The 16312-nt window shown below is 62.7% G+C and carries 15 protein-coding genes; 10 read left to right on the forward strand and 5 right to left on the reverse strand.

Annotation, left to right across the window (positions count from 1 at the left end; all coding sequences use genetic code 11):
• The first annotated feature begins 217 nt into the window (after positions 1-217).
• Positions 218-631 carry a lectin-like protein gene (locus J3R84_RS21505; RefSeq protein ID WP_203527751.1) on the forward strand — a complete coding sequence of 138 codons (414 nt, stop codon included), beginning with the start codon at positions 218-220 and terminating at the stop codon, positions 629-631.
• A gap of 125 nt (positions 632-756) precedes the next feature.
• On the opposite strand, the gene J3R84_RS21510 is transcribed toward J3R84_RS21505, so the two are convergent.
• The gene (locus J3R84_RS21510; RefSeq protein WP_057209948.1) at positions 757-1176 is read right to left on the reverse strand and encodes an Rrf2 family transcriptional regulator; all 420 of its coding nucleotides are present in this window, start codon (positions 1174-1176) and stop codon (positions 757-759) included.
• Positions 1177-1342: 166 nt separating this feature from the next.
• On the opposite strand from J3R84_RS21510, the gene J3R84_RS21515 reads away from it, so the two are divergent.
• The gene (locus J3R84_RS21515) at positions 1343-2311 is read left to right on the forward strand and encodes an alpha/beta fold hydrolase (RefSeq protein ID WP_057212826.1); all 969 of its coding nucleotides are present in this window, start codon (positions 1343-1345) and stop codon (positions 2309-2311) included.
• Positions 2312-2453: 142 nt separating this feature from the next.
• Here J3R84_RS21515 and J3R84_RS21520 read toward each other — a convergent pair whose 3' ends face one another.
• Genes J3R84_RS21520 through J3R84_RS21535 form a run of 4 tightly spaced genes read right to left on the reverse strand, consistent with a single transcriptional unit; the run spans position 2454 to position 6412 of the window.
• On the reverse strand, positions 2454-3578 hold the full coding sequence (locus J3R84_RS21520) for a DmpA family aminopeptidase (protein WP_057212824.1): 1125 nt from the start codon (positions 3576-3578) through the stop codon (positions 2454-2456).
• Positions 3579-3580: 2 nt separating this feature from the next.
• On the reverse strand, positions 3581-4411 hold the full coding sequence (locus tag J3R84_RS21525) for an ABC transporter permease (RefSeq protein ID WP_057209943.1): 831 nt from the start codon (positions 4409-4411) through the stop codon (positions 3581-3583).
• A gap of 8 nt (positions 4412-4419) precedes the next feature.
• On the reverse strand, positions 4420-5319 hold the full coding sequence (locus J3R84_RS21530; protein ID WP_057209942.1) for an ABC transporter permease: 900 nt from the start codon (positions 5317-5319) through the stop codon (positions 4420-4422).
• Between the two features lies 1 nt (position 5320).
• A complete protein-coding gene (locus tag J3R84_RS21535) occupies positions 5321-6412 on the reverse strand; it encodes an ABC transporter ATP-binding protein (protein WP_057209940.1) in 1092 nt (363 codons plus the stop codon).
• Positions 6413-6671: 259 nt separating this feature from the next.
• On the opposite strand from J3R84_RS21535, the gene J3R84_RS21540 reads away from it, so the two are divergent.
• From J3R84_RS21540 to J3R84_RS21575, 8 genes are all read left to right on the forward strand, one after another.
• On the forward strand, positions 6672-7658 hold the full coding sequence (locus J3R84_RS21540) for a polyamine ABC transporter substrate-binding protein (RefSeq protein ID WP_057210119.1): 987 nt from the start codon (positions 6672-6674) through the stop codon (positions 7656-7658).
• Positions 7659-7780: 122 nt separating this feature from the next.
• On the forward strand, positions 7781-8635 hold the full coding sequence (locus J3R84_RS21545; protein WP_057209938.1) for a MurR/RpiR family transcriptional regulator: 855 nt from the start codon (positions 7781-7783) through the stop codon (positions 8633-8635).
• A gap of 455 nt (positions 8636-9090) precedes the next feature.
• Positions 9091-9927 carry a MurR/RpiR family transcriptional regulator gene (locus tag J3R84_RS21550; protein WP_082523731.1) on the forward strand — a complete coding sequence of 279 codons (837 nt, stop codon included), beginning with the start codon at positions 9091-9093 and terminating at the stop codon, positions 9925-9927.
• Positions 9928-9954: 27 nt separating this feature from the next.
• Complete coding sequence (locus tag J3R84_RS21555) at positions 9955-11073, forward strand: ABC transporter substrate-binding protein (protein ID WP_057210115.1); 1119 nt, start codon at positions 9955-9957, stop codon at positions 11071-11073.
• Between the two features lie 54 nt (positions 11074-11127).
• Entirely contained in the window at positions 11128-12876 is a 1749-nt protein-coding gene (locus tag J3R84_RS21560; protein WP_057209937.1) for an ABC transporter permease, read from the forward strand.
• The gene (locus J3R84_RS21565; protein ID WP_057209935.1) at positions 12873-13973 is read left to right on the forward strand and encodes an ABC transporter ATP-binding protein; all 1101 of its coding nucleotides are present in this window, start codon (positions 12873-12875) and stop codon (positions 13971-13973) included. The genes J3R84_RS21560 and J3R84_RS21565 overlap by 4 nt, the downstream gene beginning before the upstream one ends.
• The gene (locus tag J3R84_RS21570; RefSeq protein WP_025429367.1) at positions 13970-14575 is read left to right on the forward strand and encodes a histidine phosphatase family protein; all 606 of its coding nucleotides are present in this window, start codon (positions 13970-13972) and stop codon (positions 14573-14575) included. The genes J3R84_RS21565 and J3R84_RS21570 overlap by 4 nt, the downstream gene beginning before the upstream one ends.
• Positions 14576-14604: 29 nt before the next feature.
• Positions 14605-16290, forward strand: coding sequence for a Na/Pi cotransporter family protein (locus J3R84_RS21575; protein ID WP_057209933.1), 1686 nt, complete (start codon positions 14605-14607; stop codon positions 16288-16290).
• Positions 16291-16312 lie beyond the last annotated feature (22 nt).

Below are 16312 nucleotides of genomic sequence, written 5' to 3' on the forward strand. Positions count from 1 at the left end.
GCCCGCGGCCTCGTGCAGACCGGTTTCGTCAATCAGGAAACGGCCGCAGCACTTGGTTTGGCGACGACGGCGCCAAAGCAGGAGATCCTCTCGCTTGCGACAGCCCGCCGATATGACGCGGCCGACCTCGATGGCCTGGAGGATGCGCGGGTGGTGGAAATGGTGCGCTGTCTCTCCCCGCTCGCCCTGACCTATGGCCGTTTCGACGGCCATCTCTATGCTGCCGCCTACAGCGGCCGAACATGTCGCCTGGGAGGATGCAAGCAACACGGCCGTCCGCTGCGGCGGCTATCTCGCGACAATCGGCTCTGCCGAGGAGAACGCTTTCGTCGCGTCTCTCGTCAATGGAGACGGACATTTCTTCGACGGTGCTTTCGAGGGTGGCGAGCACCGGCGCGTCGGCCCCTGGCTGAGCCTTGTCAAAGACGATGCTTCTCGCCCATGGCGATGGGCAAGCGGTGCTCCGCTCGACTACACCAGATGGTTTCGCCAGGTTCCGAAGGTTGGCGGGGCCGGTATCCTCTATGTGGCTTATCGCGCCAACCAACTGCCGCTGACGGCCACGATCGAAACATGGGGCGCTCGCGATCGGGCGCTGCCGACACCGGGCTTCATCGCCGAGCTCGACTAAAGCATTTCCAGGAAAAGTGCGAAGCGGTTTTCCGTCAGGAAATGCGTAAAGACAAAGCGATAGAGCGTTTGTGCGGTCCCGTCTAAATCCGAAACGCTCTGGGCCCCAAGGTTCCTCGGGCGCGCTTAGCGCGCTGCTGTAAATTCCCGGGCAATCTGCGCCAAAGTCAGCTTGCCAAACTCGTCGTTGAGCACCGTTTCCGCCGCCAAGAACGCCTTTGACAGATGCGCGTTGACGGCCCGCTCAACGGGGCATCCTGCATGATCGGCGGCCAGCCCCAGCGAAAAGACGGATTTGTCGTTGAGCGCCTTGTGGACATCGAGAACGGATATTTCTTCCGCGCCGCGGGTCAGCAGCCAGCCGCCACCAGGCCCGCCTTCCGAGCCGACGATACCATGCCGTTTGAGTGCCGCCATCGTGCGACGGACCACCACCGGGTTGGTGGAGAGCATCAAGCCGATCGTCTGCGACGTTTCGGTGCCGCCGAGCAGATGCATGTGAACGAGCACATGCAGCATTCTTGAAAGGCGGTTGTCCTGTGGCATCGACCACTCCTATGTGTAACTTAATTTGTTATGAATTATTGACCTGTCGATGTTCGTAACATATTGTGTTGCGCATAGGAATGAAGCGGACAAGGGCACGGTTTTTGATTTCTGTAGCGATATCGTTTCGTTCGAAGCCCGAAAGCGGAACTGTTTGGAGAAGAGAATGCAGGAGCGCCTCGTAGACGCGAATGGAATTCGTTTGAACTTCCTGGAGGCGGGCGAAGGGCCGGCGGTCTTGTTGTGCCATGGCTTTCCAGAAACCGCTTATGCATGGCGACATCAGGTTGCGGCCCTGGCGGCCGCCGGGTTTCGTGCGATCGCGCCGGATATGCGCGGCTATGGCAAGAGCAGCCGCCCTGACGAGGTCGATCAATACACGCTCTTCCATCTCGCCGGCGACATGGTCGGGCTGCTCGATACGCTCGGCGTCGAGAACGCGATCATTGTCGGCAATGACTGGGGCGCGAGCGTCGCCTGGCAGGCGGTGCTGCTGCGACCTGACCGCTTCACCGGCGTCGTGGCCATCGGCGTGCCGATGATGTCGCAACCGCCAGCTCCACCGACGCAGATTTTCCCGAAAACCGCGGATGCACTGTTCTATGCGCTCTATTTTCAAGAGCCAGGTGTCGCCGAAGCCGAGTTCGAGCGGGATGTGGCGTTGACGCTGCGCAAACTGATGTTTGCCGCGTCCGGCGAGGCCGGACCGCGCGACGACGACAGGACGCCAAATCCCTTCGGCATGGTGTCGAAACGCGACGGTCTGCTGGCCAGCCTTCCTGTCCCCGCAAAGCTTCCGGACTGGATCGGCGATGCAGAGTTCGAGAATTTCGTGCACGCTTTCCGGCAAAGCGGCTTTTCCGGAGGGCTGAACTACTACCGCAATCTTGATCGGAATTGGGCACTGCAATCCTGCCTGAAGGGAAAGCTCGTCGACGTTCCGGCAGTATATCTGATGGGGGAGCGCGATACCGGATTGGCCATTCCCGGCATGCGCGCGATCATCGCCGAGATGCCGCGACTGGTGCCAAAGCTGGTGGATACCATCTTCCTACCCGACTGTGGGCACTGGGTGCCGCAGGAGCGGCCCGATGATGTCAGCACTGCCATCATACGGTTCGCTCAGGGCTTGTAACGGAACCAAGAGCCAGCCGTTACCCTCGCCTGTCAGTGCGGCGTCGCCGACAAATCCTAAGCCGGTAGAAGCGCGCCGAAAAAGGCACGGCATCGAAGCTGCCTTGGTCGGCAATCTGGGCGGGAAACACAGGGAAACCGCATCAGCGCCCGTACTTCCGCATGACCTCGAGAAGTGGTTCATGTCTGATGGCTTCGATCTTGAACCGGTCATGCGCGGTGCCGCCTGAATCTTCCGCTGCGATCATGGCGTTGACCACCGCCTCTTCGACGGTGTCGACCGTTGCCAGATAGACGGGATCGAGCATTTCGTCATTGACGATCTCAAGCGCGAGGCGCGGCGGAGCGCGGTGCGCCATCGGCTGCGGGTTGGCGGTCGAAAACGCCAGGAAGATGTCGCCGGAATTGTTGCCGCCGGGCGTGCCGTTGCGGCCGATGCCGATCGAGGCGCGACGGGCGAGGCGTTGCAGCTGGTGCGGGGCCATCGGCAGATCGGTGGCGATCACGACAATGATCGACCCGCGCTCCTGCATCTGGCTCTGCGGCGTGCCATCGCGCATGTGCTCGCCGACCGGTACGCCGCAGATTGTCAGCCAGTCCCGCTGGCCATGGTTTGCCTGCACCAGCGTGCCGATCGTGTAATCACGCCCGCCAAACTCGACGACCCGAGAGGCGGTGCCGGTGCCGCCCTTGAACCCATAGGCGATCATGCCGGTTCCGCCGCCGCAATTCCCCTCCTTAACAGGTCCGCCGCTGGCAGCGTCGAGTGCTGCCCGGACCTCGGCTTCGCCGATGGGCTGGCCGTTGATGTCGTTCAACACGCCGTCATAGGTCTCTGCGACCACCGGCATGATCCAGAGAAAATTGTCGCTGTCATAGGTGGAGGCATAGCGCTCCAGCATCCACTTGATCGTGGCGTGATGGGTCATGCCGACCGCATGGGTGTTGGTGATCATCACCGGGCCGAGGAAGAAGCCGCCATCCTCGATCCAGTGAGTGCCGGTCATTTCGCCGTTGCCGTTGAAGCGATGCACGCCCGCATAAACCGGGATGGGCACGGCCGAGCCAGCATGTGGCAGGATGGCGGTGACCCCGGTTCTGACCGGGCGCTTGCGCCCCGGGCGCGGCACGTCTTCTGAGATTGTGTGGAAGCCGACGGCGATCCCTGCGACATCGGTGATGGCGTTCAGGGGGCCGGTCCGGCCCTTGAATGGCAAGCCGAGGTCCCGAGCGCGTGTTTGAGAGACGGTTTTGCGTTTGTTGTCCATGATCATTTCTGCCGGGAGCGGAGGTAGAGGCCGAGAGAGGCGACGACGAAGGAGAAGGTCAGCATCATCACCGCGATCGCATTGATCTCCGGCTTGATGCCGCGGCGAAGCATGGCGAAGATGAACATCGGCAGCGTCGTCACATCGACGCCGGCGATGAAATAGGTGATCACCAGATCGTCCATCGAGATGATGAAGGCGAGCAGCGCGCCGCCGACGATGCCGGGCAGGAGCTGTGGCAGCACCACCCGTCGAAAGGTCGTCCATTCGTCGGCGCCGAGGTCGGCCGAGGCGTTTTCGAGTGTTCTGTCCATGCCGGCCAGCCGCGCTGAGACAACGATGAAGACATAGGAAATCAGGAAGGTGCACTGGCCGATGACGATCGTCGTCAGGCCGAGGCTGATCCCCGAATTGACGAAGAAGATCAAAAGCGCGATGCCGAGCACGATGTCGGGCATCAGCATCGGCATGAACATGATCACCCGGTAGAAACGCTGACCGAGAAAGTCGAAACGGTAGAGGCCGATCGCGATGGCCGTGCCGAAGACGGTGGCGATCAGTGTCGTGGAGGTGGCGATGACGAGGCTGTTCCACACCGCCTGAATAAGCTGGCCGGTCGATTCGATATAGAGCGCATTCTCGGAGATCGTCGTCTTGAAGCCGAGCACCTGGGCGTACCATTCGGTGGTGAAGCCGGTCCAGGTCATCATGTTGACCGGGTTGGCGTTGAACGAATAAACGGCGATCACCACCAGCGGGATGTAGATGAAGGCGAAGAAGAGAGCGGTGTAGGCGAGCAGGCTTCCGCGGAAAAGGGATTGAGCGATCTTCATGGGGGACCTCAGCGAGCAAGTGCTGCGTCGGTGCCGCGGCGGCTAGACGCGAGCACATAGACGAGCAGCAGCACCAGCATCACGCTCATGACCATCATCGCCAGCGCCGAGCCGAACGGCCAGTTGCGGGCGGCCAGGAACTGCTGCTCGATGAGATTGCCGAGCATCATCACCTTGGCGCCGCCGAGAATGGCCGGGACGACGAAATTGCCGAGCGCCGGAATGAAGACGATGATCGCGCCGCCGGCAATGCCGGGAGCCGTCAGCGGTAGGATAATGCGCCAGAATGTGCGGATAGGCCCGGCGCCGAGATCGAGCGAGGCACGCACCAGCGTCCAGTCCAGCTTCTCGACGCTGGCATAAACAGGCATGAACATGAACGGGATGAAGACATAGACCATGCCGAGGATGATCGCGCCGTCCGTATAGATCAGGTCCAGCGGCCGGGCGATCAGTCCCGTCGACAGCAGCATCTCGTTGACGAGGCCGGTCTGGCGCAGGATCAGCACCCAGACGAACAGCCGCACGATCAGGCTGGTGAAGAAGGGCAGGGTGATGAGGAACAGGCAGAAATTCTTCCATCGCTCCGACAGGCGGGCGATGCAGAAGGCCGCGGGATAGCAGACCAGCAAAGCGGCAATAACGGTGAGTGCGGCGATCTTCACCGAGCGGATGAAGATGGCGATATAGACGGGATCGAAATCCTCGAACATCGGATCGGCAAAGCCGAGGATGCGGCCGAAATTGTGCGGGTAGAAGGTCCATTCCACGCCACCGTAGAGGCCTGGCGCCAGAAAGCTCGTGACCATCATGATGGCGAGCGGACCGAGGAAGAAGACGGCGAGGAACAGGGAAACGGGACCGAGCAGGACGGCGAGCTGGACGCGGCGGCGAATGGCGATCGACATGTCACGCCTCCGCGCAAGGGTGAATGAGGTGTACGGCTGCCGGGTCATAGGCGAGCCGGGCGCGGCGCGTCCGCTCGATGTCGCCGATCAGGCTGCGACGGCCGGCGGGGATCTCGGCGACGATCTTTCTGCCCGCCTGTGTGCGGCCGAACAGCTCGAACGTCGAGCCGACGAAGACGATGGCTTCCAGGTCGATGTGGAGACAGGGAAAGGGCTCGGCTTCATCGGCGAGGAAGAACTGCTCAGGCCGGATCAGCGCCGTCGCTGCACCCGATGCCGCTGACGGCGTTCGCCGATGGCGGATTTCCGTACCGTCGCTGGTCATCAACCGGTCGCCATCGATCCTGCCTTCGAAGAGATTGCTTGCACCGATGAACGTCGCGACGAAACTGTTGACCGGGCGGTCATAGATCGCGCGGGGCGTATCGAGCTGCTGGATGCGCCCACCCGAAAGAACGGCGACGCGATCCGACATGGTGAGCGCTTCCTGCTGGTCGTGCGTCACGAAGATGAAGGAGATGCCGAGCTCGTGCTGCAGTGTCTTCAGCTCTATCTGCATGGCCTGGCGCAGGTTCTTGTCGAGGGCCGAAAGCGGCTCGTCGAGCAAAAGCAGTTTCGGACGCGCGATGATGGCACGCGCAAGCGCGACCCGTTGCTGCTGGCCGCCGGAAAGCTGGCGCGGGCGCCGGCCCTCCATGCCCTCAAGGCCCACCATCTTCAGGGCGGCTGCCACCTGCTCGCGCCGCCTGGCCTTGGCGACGCCGGCGACCTCAAGCGCATAGGCGGTGTTTTCACCGACCGTCATGTGCGGGAAGAGCGCGTAGTTCTGGAAGACCGTGTTGACGGGGCGGCGATAGGGTGGCCTGTCGGTCATGTCCTCCGCGTCGATCAGGATGCGTCCGCCGTCGAGCTCGACGAAGCCGCTGATCGCCTGCAGCAACGTGGTCTTGCCGCAGCCGGATGGTCCGAGAAGCGTGAGGAACTCGTTGCGCCGCACCTGAAGATCGATGGCATCAAGCGCTGTCACGCTCCCGCCTTCCGGAGTGGCGAAGGCTTTGCTCGCCCCCTCCAGCCGGACAATGGAATCCTGCATCTGTCATTCCCCAAAATGTTATTTAAATAACGCTTGTGCGTTTTGGATATATGGATACCATTTACTCATCGGTGTCAACGGCCGCAGAAGCCGGAGCCGGCAAGGACCAGGGAACGGTCCGATCCTGGGGGCGCAAGTCCCCACGAACCATCAGAGGAGACTATCTATGACGAAAGCAAGCCGCGTCGTCCGGGCGACCAGGGCCAAACTCTTCGGCCCCGCACGGGCCGCCGCATTCTCGCTGTCCGCCTTGATCGCCATGACCGGCCTCGGCCATGCCGCCGAGCTCAACATCTACAACTGGGGCGAATACATCAATCCGGCGGTCCTGAAGAAGTTCGAGGAGGAGACCCAGATCAAGGTCAACCTCTCCACCTATTCCTCCAACGAGGAGATGCTGGCGAAGATCCAGGGCGGCGCGACCGGCTATGACGTCGTCTTTCCGTCGGTGCACATGCAGGACATCATGTCCAAGCTCGACCTTCTGGAGAAAACCGACATCAATGCCTATGAAGGTTTCAAGAACATCGACCCGGCGTTCCTGAGGGCTAAGAGCGACCCCAAGGGCGAGTTTTGCCTGCCCTACGCCTTCGGAACCGTCGGCATCGTCTACAACCGCAAGGTCCTGGGCAAGGACGTCGTCGGCTGGAAGGACCTGATTGCGACCGTCAAGGAAAAGGGGCTGAAGTTCACTCTGCTCGACGACATGCGCGAGGTTCTGGCCGTGGGCTTGATCCTCAACGGCCACAAGGTCAACTCGACCGACCCCGCCGAGCTGCAGCAGGCGGCCGATACGATCATCGCGATGAAACCTGACGTCGCTGCCTTCACCTACGATACCCGGCCGATGGTGCAGTCCGGCGACGTCGCCGCCGGTCATTTCTTCGTCGGCGCGATGGTCGACGTCTTTGCCAACCAGAAAGACCTTGGCTACGTGATCCCCGAGGAAGGCGCGACCATGTACCAGGAGGATATCTGCGTCCTGAAGACCGCGCCGAACAAGGATAGCGCCATTAAGTTCCTGCAGTTCTACACCCGTCCGGAAGTCGCCGCGCTCAACGTCTCCCAGCAGACCAACGGCACCGCCAACGTACCGGCACGGCAATTGACCCCCGACCAGATCAAGAATAGCAAGGAAATCAATCCGACGCCCGAAACGATGCAACGGCTGCAGATCTTCGAGGACCTGGGCTCCGGCGTGCGCCAGCTCGATCGTGTCTGGACGAAGGTGAAGACGGCGCAGTAGCGGCGACAAAGATCGGCAATTCCGCCCGCCTGCCGCAAGTTAAAAGGCGTTGCAGCGTCGTTTGCGCGTCATATCCGACGCGCGGCGCTGTCAGCGGGCGGAAGTATCTCCGGGGAGGGGACGTGGCACAACGAATCCTGAAGCTCGTGCAGAGCGAGGAACTCAGGCGGTCGAAATCCGACAAGCTGATTGCCCATTACATCGAGCGCAATCTGGCGGAGATCCCGTTCGAAACGGCAAAGTCGATCGCAAGCCGTCTCGAGCTGTCGCCGATGACCGTCGGGCGCTACCTCCGGCGCATGGGCTTCGACGGCCTCGACCAGCTGAAGCACGAGCTGCGGCGCGGCAGCTCCAACCCGGCCTGGCAGGTGAAGGGTCCGGTCGACAGGCTGCGCGAAGACATTCGCGAGGGCAAGCTGCTTGCAGGCTTGATTCAGGAGCAGATCAACAATCTCGGCATGGTCTACGAGTTGACGACCTCGCCGGAATGGCAGCAGGCGATCGACGCGCTGATCGGTGCCAGCGAAGTCTATGTCGCCGCCTATCAGAACGTGCGCGGTATCGCTCAGTATTTTGCCAGCCAGCTCTCCTATACCCGCTCGCGGGTGCAATTCGTCGATGGCCTGAACGGAACCTATTCGGAACTGCTCGATGGTTCGGTGGAGGGCCGCGTGCTCTTTCTGCACGACGTGCGCCGCTTTGCCGCCAAGGCGAAGCCGCTCGCGATGGAGGCGCGCCGGGCCGGCGTCAAGGTCATCCTCTACACGGACGAATATTGCCCCTGGGCAGCAGAGGTGTCGGATATCTGCCTTGTGGTCCCGGGCTCGCATGGCCCCCTGTGGGATGGTGCTGCCACGACTATTGCCGTCATGGACCTGATGCTCAGCAACATCATCGTCGTCCTGGGTGACGAGGTCAGCGAACGGGTCGGCATGCTGACGCGGCTGCAGGATGTGTTCGGCGATTTCGAGGCCTGAACGGTGCGAAGGGCGCTTCGCTTGCGCTCCTTCCCTCGTCGTCGCGGGAGCTCTGTTGCCTCGCTTCCCGGAAAGCTTCCCCACCGGTCGCCGTTGAACGTCGAGGCCGCCAGTGAATGTCATGCTGCCCGGGCCGATGCGTCGCTGCCGACAACCTTGCAGCCGCCCGCGCCTTCGACCGCCGTTCTGCAATGAGCGGCAGCACGGCGTCCATTCCTTTGCGGGTCTTTGCAAAGATTTTTGTCGGCGACGTTCCACACTGTCGCAAGCGCCAGTTTTCTGCCCACTTTGGCGTGGATTTCGTCCGATAGCCGCGGGAAACCCTAGAGATTAGACTGATTTTCGAGTGCTGGGCCAAGCCTTGCAGAGCCTTGCAAGGATTCTTGCGGGTGTCGCCTTGACTGCAAGGTCGTTTGCTTGAACGATGTGTCATGCAAAGAAACTTGTAGAGCGCCATGACACTCATCGATCGCATAAAGGCACAATCGAAAAGGCTGACCGAGGCCGACCAAAAGCTGATCGCGACAATGCTCGAGAACCGGGCGGAGGCTGCGTTTCTGTCCGGCCCGCAGCTGTCGCAGCGGGCCAGCGTTCATGAGGCGACGGTCACCCGTTTGGCGCAGAAGCTGGGTTACCGCGGCTTTCCGGATCTGCGCGCACAGCTGCAGCGCGAGGTGCTTGATGATCAGGATGCCGCGACCCGCATGCGCCGCTCGGTCGCCAAGGTCGAGCACGGCGATTATCTGACCGATCTGATTGCCGCGGAGATTTCGGCCCTGGAAACGCTCGCGCGCTCGGTGCCGCAAAGTGATGTGGATCTCGCTGCCGACATCATCTTCGAAGGGCGCCGGGTGTTCGTGTTTGGCCAGGGGCACGCACAGTCCGTCGCCGGCTTCCTGCAGCGTCGCCTCGACCGGTTCGGCATGACGACGATCGCGCTCACCGGCCGCGGCCGGGACATCGCCGAGCGCATGGTCAGCATGGACAAGAGCGACGTCGTCATTGCGCTCGCCTTTCGCAAGCAGCCGCAAAGCTATGCGCCGCTGGTGCAGCATGCCCGGCGCGTCGGCGCGCGAACGATTTTGATTTCGGACCTTGCCGGACCGCTGATGGAGCCGATTGCGGACTTGATGCTGGCCGCGCCGCGGGGGCGTTCGGGAAGCGAGTTTCAGACACCGACCATCCCCTTTGCCATCGTCAACGGCATCGTCCTGACGATTGCCGGCAGGCATGAACGCGAGGTGATCGGCAGGCTGGAGAAACTGTCGGAGCTGTTCAACGACTTTGATTGAGTGGGGAAAATGGAGGAGGAAACCATGTTGAAGCGACTGATGAAGTCCGCACTTGCGGCCTGTGTCGTGCTGCCCACGGCAGCAATGGCGGCAGATCTGGATAGCATGACGCCCGAACAACTGCTGCCGCTTGCGCAGAAGGAGGGCAGCGTCACCGTCTTTTCGTTGTCGAGCCGGATCGCCAAGATCGAGAAAGCCTTCGAGGAGGCCTATCCGGGCGTCGACCTGATCGGCCTCGACATGAGCTCGACAAAGCAGATCGCGCGTCTGGAGGCAGAGCAGCAGGCAGGCGTTCATGCCGTCGACGTGCTCTATATCGCCGACACGCCCGTCGTCTTCAGCAAGCTTCTCGAAGCCAAGCGCATCGTCAACTATGTGCCGCCGCGCGTCGCCGCCCAGATCGACGATCGCTACAAGGGGCCGCTGCTCACCCAGCGTCTTTCGACCAAGGTGCTGATGTACAACGAGAAAGCCTTTCCCGGGGGTTCACCGGTTACCAACCTGTGGCAGCTGACCCAGCCGGAGTGGCAGGGCAAGGTGCTGATGGTCGATCCGAGCCAGCGCGGCGAACTGCTCGACCTCCTGACGGAGATTGCGCTCCATCCGGATGAGATGGCCGCGGCCTACAAGGCGCAGTTCGGCAAGGACATTGCCGTTGATGCCGATCTTCAGGGCGCCGGCGAGCAGTTCATCAAGGACCTCTTTGCCAACGACCTGATCCTCGTCCCCAATAGCGACGTGCTCAACAAGTCCGTCGGCGATGCCACTGCCAAGAACCCTCCCGTCGGCTTCGGCACCTATTCGGACCGGCGTGACAATGAGAAGGAAGGCTGGGCACTGCAAGTCGCCAACAATGTCGAGCCCGCCAACGGCATCCTGTTTCCGGCCGTTCTGACGATTGCTGAAAAGGCGCCGCATCCGGCCGCCGCCCGGTTGCTGATCGACTTCATGTTCGGCGACGACACGCCGACGGGAGGTGCCGGCTTCGAGCCGTTCAACGTTCCCGGCGACTATGCCACGCGCACGACCATCGCCCACCATCCGGACTCCGTCAAACTCGGCGAGCTGAAGGCCTGGACCATCGACCCGGCAAAGACCGCCGCTGCCCGCGGGCGCGTCTCCGATCTCATCATCACGCTTCAATAACGGGCTTATTGCCGGCGCAACTTAGGCTGCGCCGGCAAATGCCGAGGTTCGCAAATGACATTCATATCGACCTTTGCGCCATCGGGCGGTCGCCGGCTGCTCCGATCAGGCTTCGTCATGCCGGCAATCCTCGTTGCCATCGTCGCCATCCTGGTGGTGGCGCCGCTTGTGCGCATCCTTCTGTCGACGCTCACCCCTGCAGGCATCGGGGCCTGGCAGGCGGTGCTCTTCAGCCCGCTGTCCTTCAATCTTTGGTGGCGCCCCCTGTTCAACACCATGGTCCTCGGCTTCGGGGTCGCCAGCGGCTGTCTTATCCTCGGCGGGTTTCTGGCCTGGCTGGTGGTCCTGACCGACGTGCCGGGACGTCGCCTGCTCGGACTGATGGGGACCTTGCCCTACATGATCCCGAGCTTCGCCGCGGCGCTTGCCTGGGGGACGCTGTTTCGAAACTCACGGCTCGGCGGCTCCGCCGGCTTCTTCGAAACCAATGGCCTTGCCATTCCCGACTGGCTCGCCTGGGGGCTGGTGCCGACCGCGATCGTGCTGATCGCCCACTATTATTCGCTGGCCTATGCGATTATCGCAGCGGCCCTGAGTTCGGTCGGCGCCGATCTCGTTGAAGCCGGTCAGATGGCTGGTGCGAAGCGTCCGCGTATCTTCTTCGGCATCATCCTGCCCGTCGTCACGCCGGCGCTGATCGCTGCCGCTTCGCTTACCTTCGCCGGCGCCGTTGCCAATTTCGCCGCACCTGCGCTCCTGGGATTGCCGGTGCGCATGCAGACGCTTTCGACCCGCCTCTTCGGCATGATCGAAACCGGCCAGAACGAGCGCGGCTTCGTGCTTGCGCTGTTGCTGATCGCCGTTTCCGCACTGTTCCTGTGGATATCGGACCGCATCGTCTCCGGCCGCAAGGCTTTCATCACGGTCACCGGCAAGGGCGGACGCACGAAACGGTTTCCCCTTGGCGCCTGGCGCTGGCCGCTCTTTGCCGTCGCCGTGCTCGTCGGTCTTCTGACCACGGTGACGCCGGTCCTGGTGCTTGCGGCCTCAAGCCTTGCGCCTCAAAGCGGGGCCCTGTTTTCGAACTGGACGCTGCATTTCTGGATCGGCGAAGGCGGCGGCGAAATTGCCCAGGGGCAGGCGGGCATCTTCCGCAATCCCGTGCTGATCGACGCGATCTGGAATACCATCCGCCTCGGCCTTGTCGTCGCGCTGACGACGATGCTGCTTGGCCTCGCGCTCGCCTATACCATCGTCCAGCGCCGCGGCAGTCTGCTCGCCACGATCCTCAGCCAGCTTGCCTTCGTTCCGCTTCTGGTGCCGAGCATTGCCTTTGCAGCCGCCTATATCGCGCTCTTCGGTGCGCCGATTGGTCCGCTGCCTTCGCTTTACGGCACCTTCGCGTTGCTGGTGATTGCAGCCTCTGCCCACAATCTCCCCTTTGCCGTGCAGTCCGGCCGCTCGGTTCTCGGTCAGATCTCCGCCGACATCGAGGAAAGCGCGCGGCTGACCGGGGCCGGCCTGCTCCGGCGGCTGTTTGCGATCATCTTCCCGCTGGCGATCCGCGGCCTTTTTGCCGGTGCGATCCTCGTCTTCGTCAAGATGGTGCGCGATCTCTCGCTGGTCGTGCTGCTGTTCACCGCGACGTCGCCCGTACTCAGCATGGTCGCCTATCGTTATGCCGCCGAGGGCTTCATGCAGTTTGCCAACGCCATAACCCTCGTCATCCTTATCGTCTGCCTTGCGGCCTCGTTTCTGGCCCACGGCCTCCAGAACCGCGTCCAGAAATGGAAAGAGTCATGAACGCCCTAGCAACCGGCGCTGCGGACGCCATAGAGATCCGCAACCTCGTCAAACGATTTGGCGCCTTCACGGCGGTCAAGGATGTCAACATTTCGGTCCCGGCCGGCTCGTTCCTGGTACTCGTCGGCCCGTCCGGCTGCGGCAAGTCGACATTGCTGCGCATGTTGGCAGGCCTGGAAAGCCCGAGCGAAGGCGAGATCGCCTTTGTCGGCCAGACGGTCTCCAGTGGTGCGGGAGGCGTCATCGCCGACGCGGGGCGGCGCAACGCCGGCCTCGTCTTCCAGAGCTACGCCCTTTGGCCGCACATGACCGTCGCCGGCAACATTGCCTGGCCGTTGAAGGTCGCGCGATGGCCGCGCGAAAGACGCGACCGCCGCGTCAAGGAGGTGCTTGCCCTACTTGGCATTGGTGCCCTTGCCGAACGTTATCCAGCGGAAATCTCCGGCGGCCAGCAGCAGCGCGTGGCAATCGCCCGCACGATCGCGCCCGAACCCAGCATCCTGCTGTTCGACGAGCCGCTGTCGAACCTCGATGCCAAGCTGCGCATCGAGATGCGCAGCGAATTGATGCGGATACACCGGGCAACGGGCGCCACGTCGGTTTATGTCACCCACGACCAGGTGGAAGCGATGACCATGGCGACGCACGTCGCAGTGCTCAACAATGGTCGTGTCGAGCAGTTCGGCAAGCCGATCGAGCTGCTGCGCAACCCGGCAACGACCTTCGTCGCCACCTTTCTTGGCACGCCGCCGGCCAACCTCCTACCGGCGCGCCGGGTTGGAGAGACTTTCGTGTTCAATGATACGCCATTGGTGTCCGGCTCGATCGCCGCTGGCCATCCAGAGGTGCAGCTTCTCTATCGGGCCGAGGACGTCTGCGTCGGCGCGGTGCCGGACAAACCGTCGGTCACCGCGCGGTTTGCCGAGGCAGCACCGATCGCCGGACGCACGATGGTCACCGCCATGCTCGGCGATCTGCGCATCACCGGCATGGCGGAGGGTTACTTCAGCGCAATGCCCGGGGACGCCGTCACACTGTCATTCATCAGGACCCCTGACGCTGTCTTTGCCGTCAGCGGAGAAAGGATAAATCAATGAGGCTGATCCTCATGCGCCATGGCGAAACCGAGTGGAACGCCGAACAACGGCTGCAGGGCCAGGACAACTCGCTGCTGTCTGAACGCGGCGTTGCCCAGGTCCGGCGTTTCCGCCCCTATGCCAAGGCGCTGCAGCCCGCCCGTATCATCGCATCGGATCTCGGCCGGACGCGGCAGACCGTTGCGCTGATCGGACATCCGGACGCGCCGTCCGACGAGCGGTTTCGCGAGCTCGACATGGGCGAATGGACGGGGCGTCGCAAGCCGGAGCTGATCGCCGAACGTCCGGAGGACTACACCGCCTGGCGCGCCGGCACCTTCACGCCCGCCAATGCCGAAACCTGGATCGCCTTTCGCAATCGCGTTGCTGACGGGGTTCGTGACTGGATGTCGCGCACGGATGGCGACCTGCTGGTGGTCGCCCATGGCGGGGTCATTCGCGCAGCCTGCCACGAGTTTCTGGACCTGCCGCCCTCGCGCGTCGTTCCCGTGACGCCGGGCACGGCAACCATCCTGAATTTTCCCGTGCCGGACCGATCTGCAGCCCAGCTCGAAGGCTACAACATCGGATCTGTCGCTCCCGACATTTCCGTCGCCGATTGATCGCTTCGAGCGGAAGGGCCTCGCTGGACATGAATTCCGGAACGTTTGTCATTGTGGAGCTGCTCGGCGGCGTCGCGCTCCTGCTCTGGGGTGTGCGGATGGTTCGAACCGGCGTCATGCGGGGATGGGGCGATCGGCTGCAGCGGTTCGTCGAGCAGCGCCTGTCCAACCGGCTGACAGCATTCGGTGGCGGCATCGCCGCCACCGCCGTTCTCGGCAGCGCCACGGCCATGGCGTTGATAATAGCGGGTCTGGCAGGCGCCGGTGCGATCGGGGCGACGACAGGCCTTGCGGTTCTGCTCGGTGCCGATATCGGCTCGGCGCTCGTCTCCGGCCTTTTCGCATCGGGCTCGTCGCTGGCAACGACGATGGCGCCGCTTTTTCTGTTTGCCGGCTATCTCACCTTCGGAGCGTCGAGCGAGTTTCGCCCGCGAAACGCCGGCCGCATCATGATGGGGCTCGGCCTCATGTTGCTGGCACTGAAGGTCATCGTTTCGGCGACCGCTCCGCTGCGCGAGGCGACGCTGTTTCACGACGTTCTCGCCGCGATCGCCAATGAGCCGGTGCTCGGTTTCCTCGTCGGCGCCGGTCTCGCCTGGTTCTGCCATTCGACGCTCGCGGTCATCTTGTTAATCGCTTCGCTGCTGACCAATGGCAGTCTGGAAGTGGCCGGCGCCGTGCCCCTGATCCTCGGCGTCAATTTCGGCGGCGGCCTGCCGGCCGTCAGCGCGACCCTCGACCAGCCATCTGTCGCCCGAAGGCTCCCAGTCGCCAATCTGCTTTGCCGCGGCCTTCTGGCAATCGCGCTGCTGCCGTTGGCGCGACAGATCGTCGATGCTGCCGCCGGTGTGCCGCTGGACCCCTTGCATGTCGCGGTCGGACTCCATGCGGCGTTCAACTTGACGGTCGCCGCCGTGTTCCTGCCGATCTCCCCTGTCGTCGTGCGCTTCGTCGACCGGTTGATCCCCAATGCTTCGGCCGCCGATGATCCCTTGGCCACACCGCGCTATCTCGACAGCGCTTCGTTGACGACGCCGGCCGTCGCGCTTTCCAATGCCACGATCGAGACGATCCGGATGAGCGAACTGCTGGAGCGCATGTTCAAGATGTCGCTCACGGCGTTGTCGTCCAGTCGGTTGGAGACATTGAAGGAGGTCAACGCCATCGATTTCAAGCTCGGCACCTACATGGGGTCGGTCCATGCCTATCTCGGCCGGCTGGCCCAGGGCGAACTGTCGGGTGGCGATACGCGCCGCGCTTTTGAGATCATGCTTTTTGCCAGCAATCTCGAACATGCGGGTGATGTGATCAAGCTCAACCTCGCCGACCGCATCCGGGCAAAGATCAAGCAGGACATCCAGTTGGCGCCGAGCCAGCGCGAGGCCCTCGATATGCTCTGCGACGAGGTCGCGGTGTCATTACGCCTTGTGCCGGTGGCTCTTTCGTCGCGCGACGTCGGCGCTGCCGCCCGCCTGGCATCCCAGAAAGATCGCTTCCGCGCGCTCGAGGAGCGCGCGATCAATGAGCATCTCGGCCGGGAAGGCATGGAAAAGGGCGTCAGTCTTAGAAGCAATGCTCTGTTCATCGATCTTATTGGTGACCTGCACCGGATCAATTCGCACATAGCGGCCGCGGCTTACCCGCTGATCCAGGCGGCCGGCCTGTTGAACACCACCCGTCTTCGCACGTCTGCCCTCAGCGAGCGGCTGGCGTGAAAGTCGCCCCGGGCGCTTTCAA

The organism is Ensifer canadensis (assembly GCF_017488845.2).
Taxonomy (GTDB): Bacteria; Pseudomonadota; Alphaproteobacteria; order Rhizobiales; family Rhizobiaceae; genus Ensifer; species Ensifer canadensis.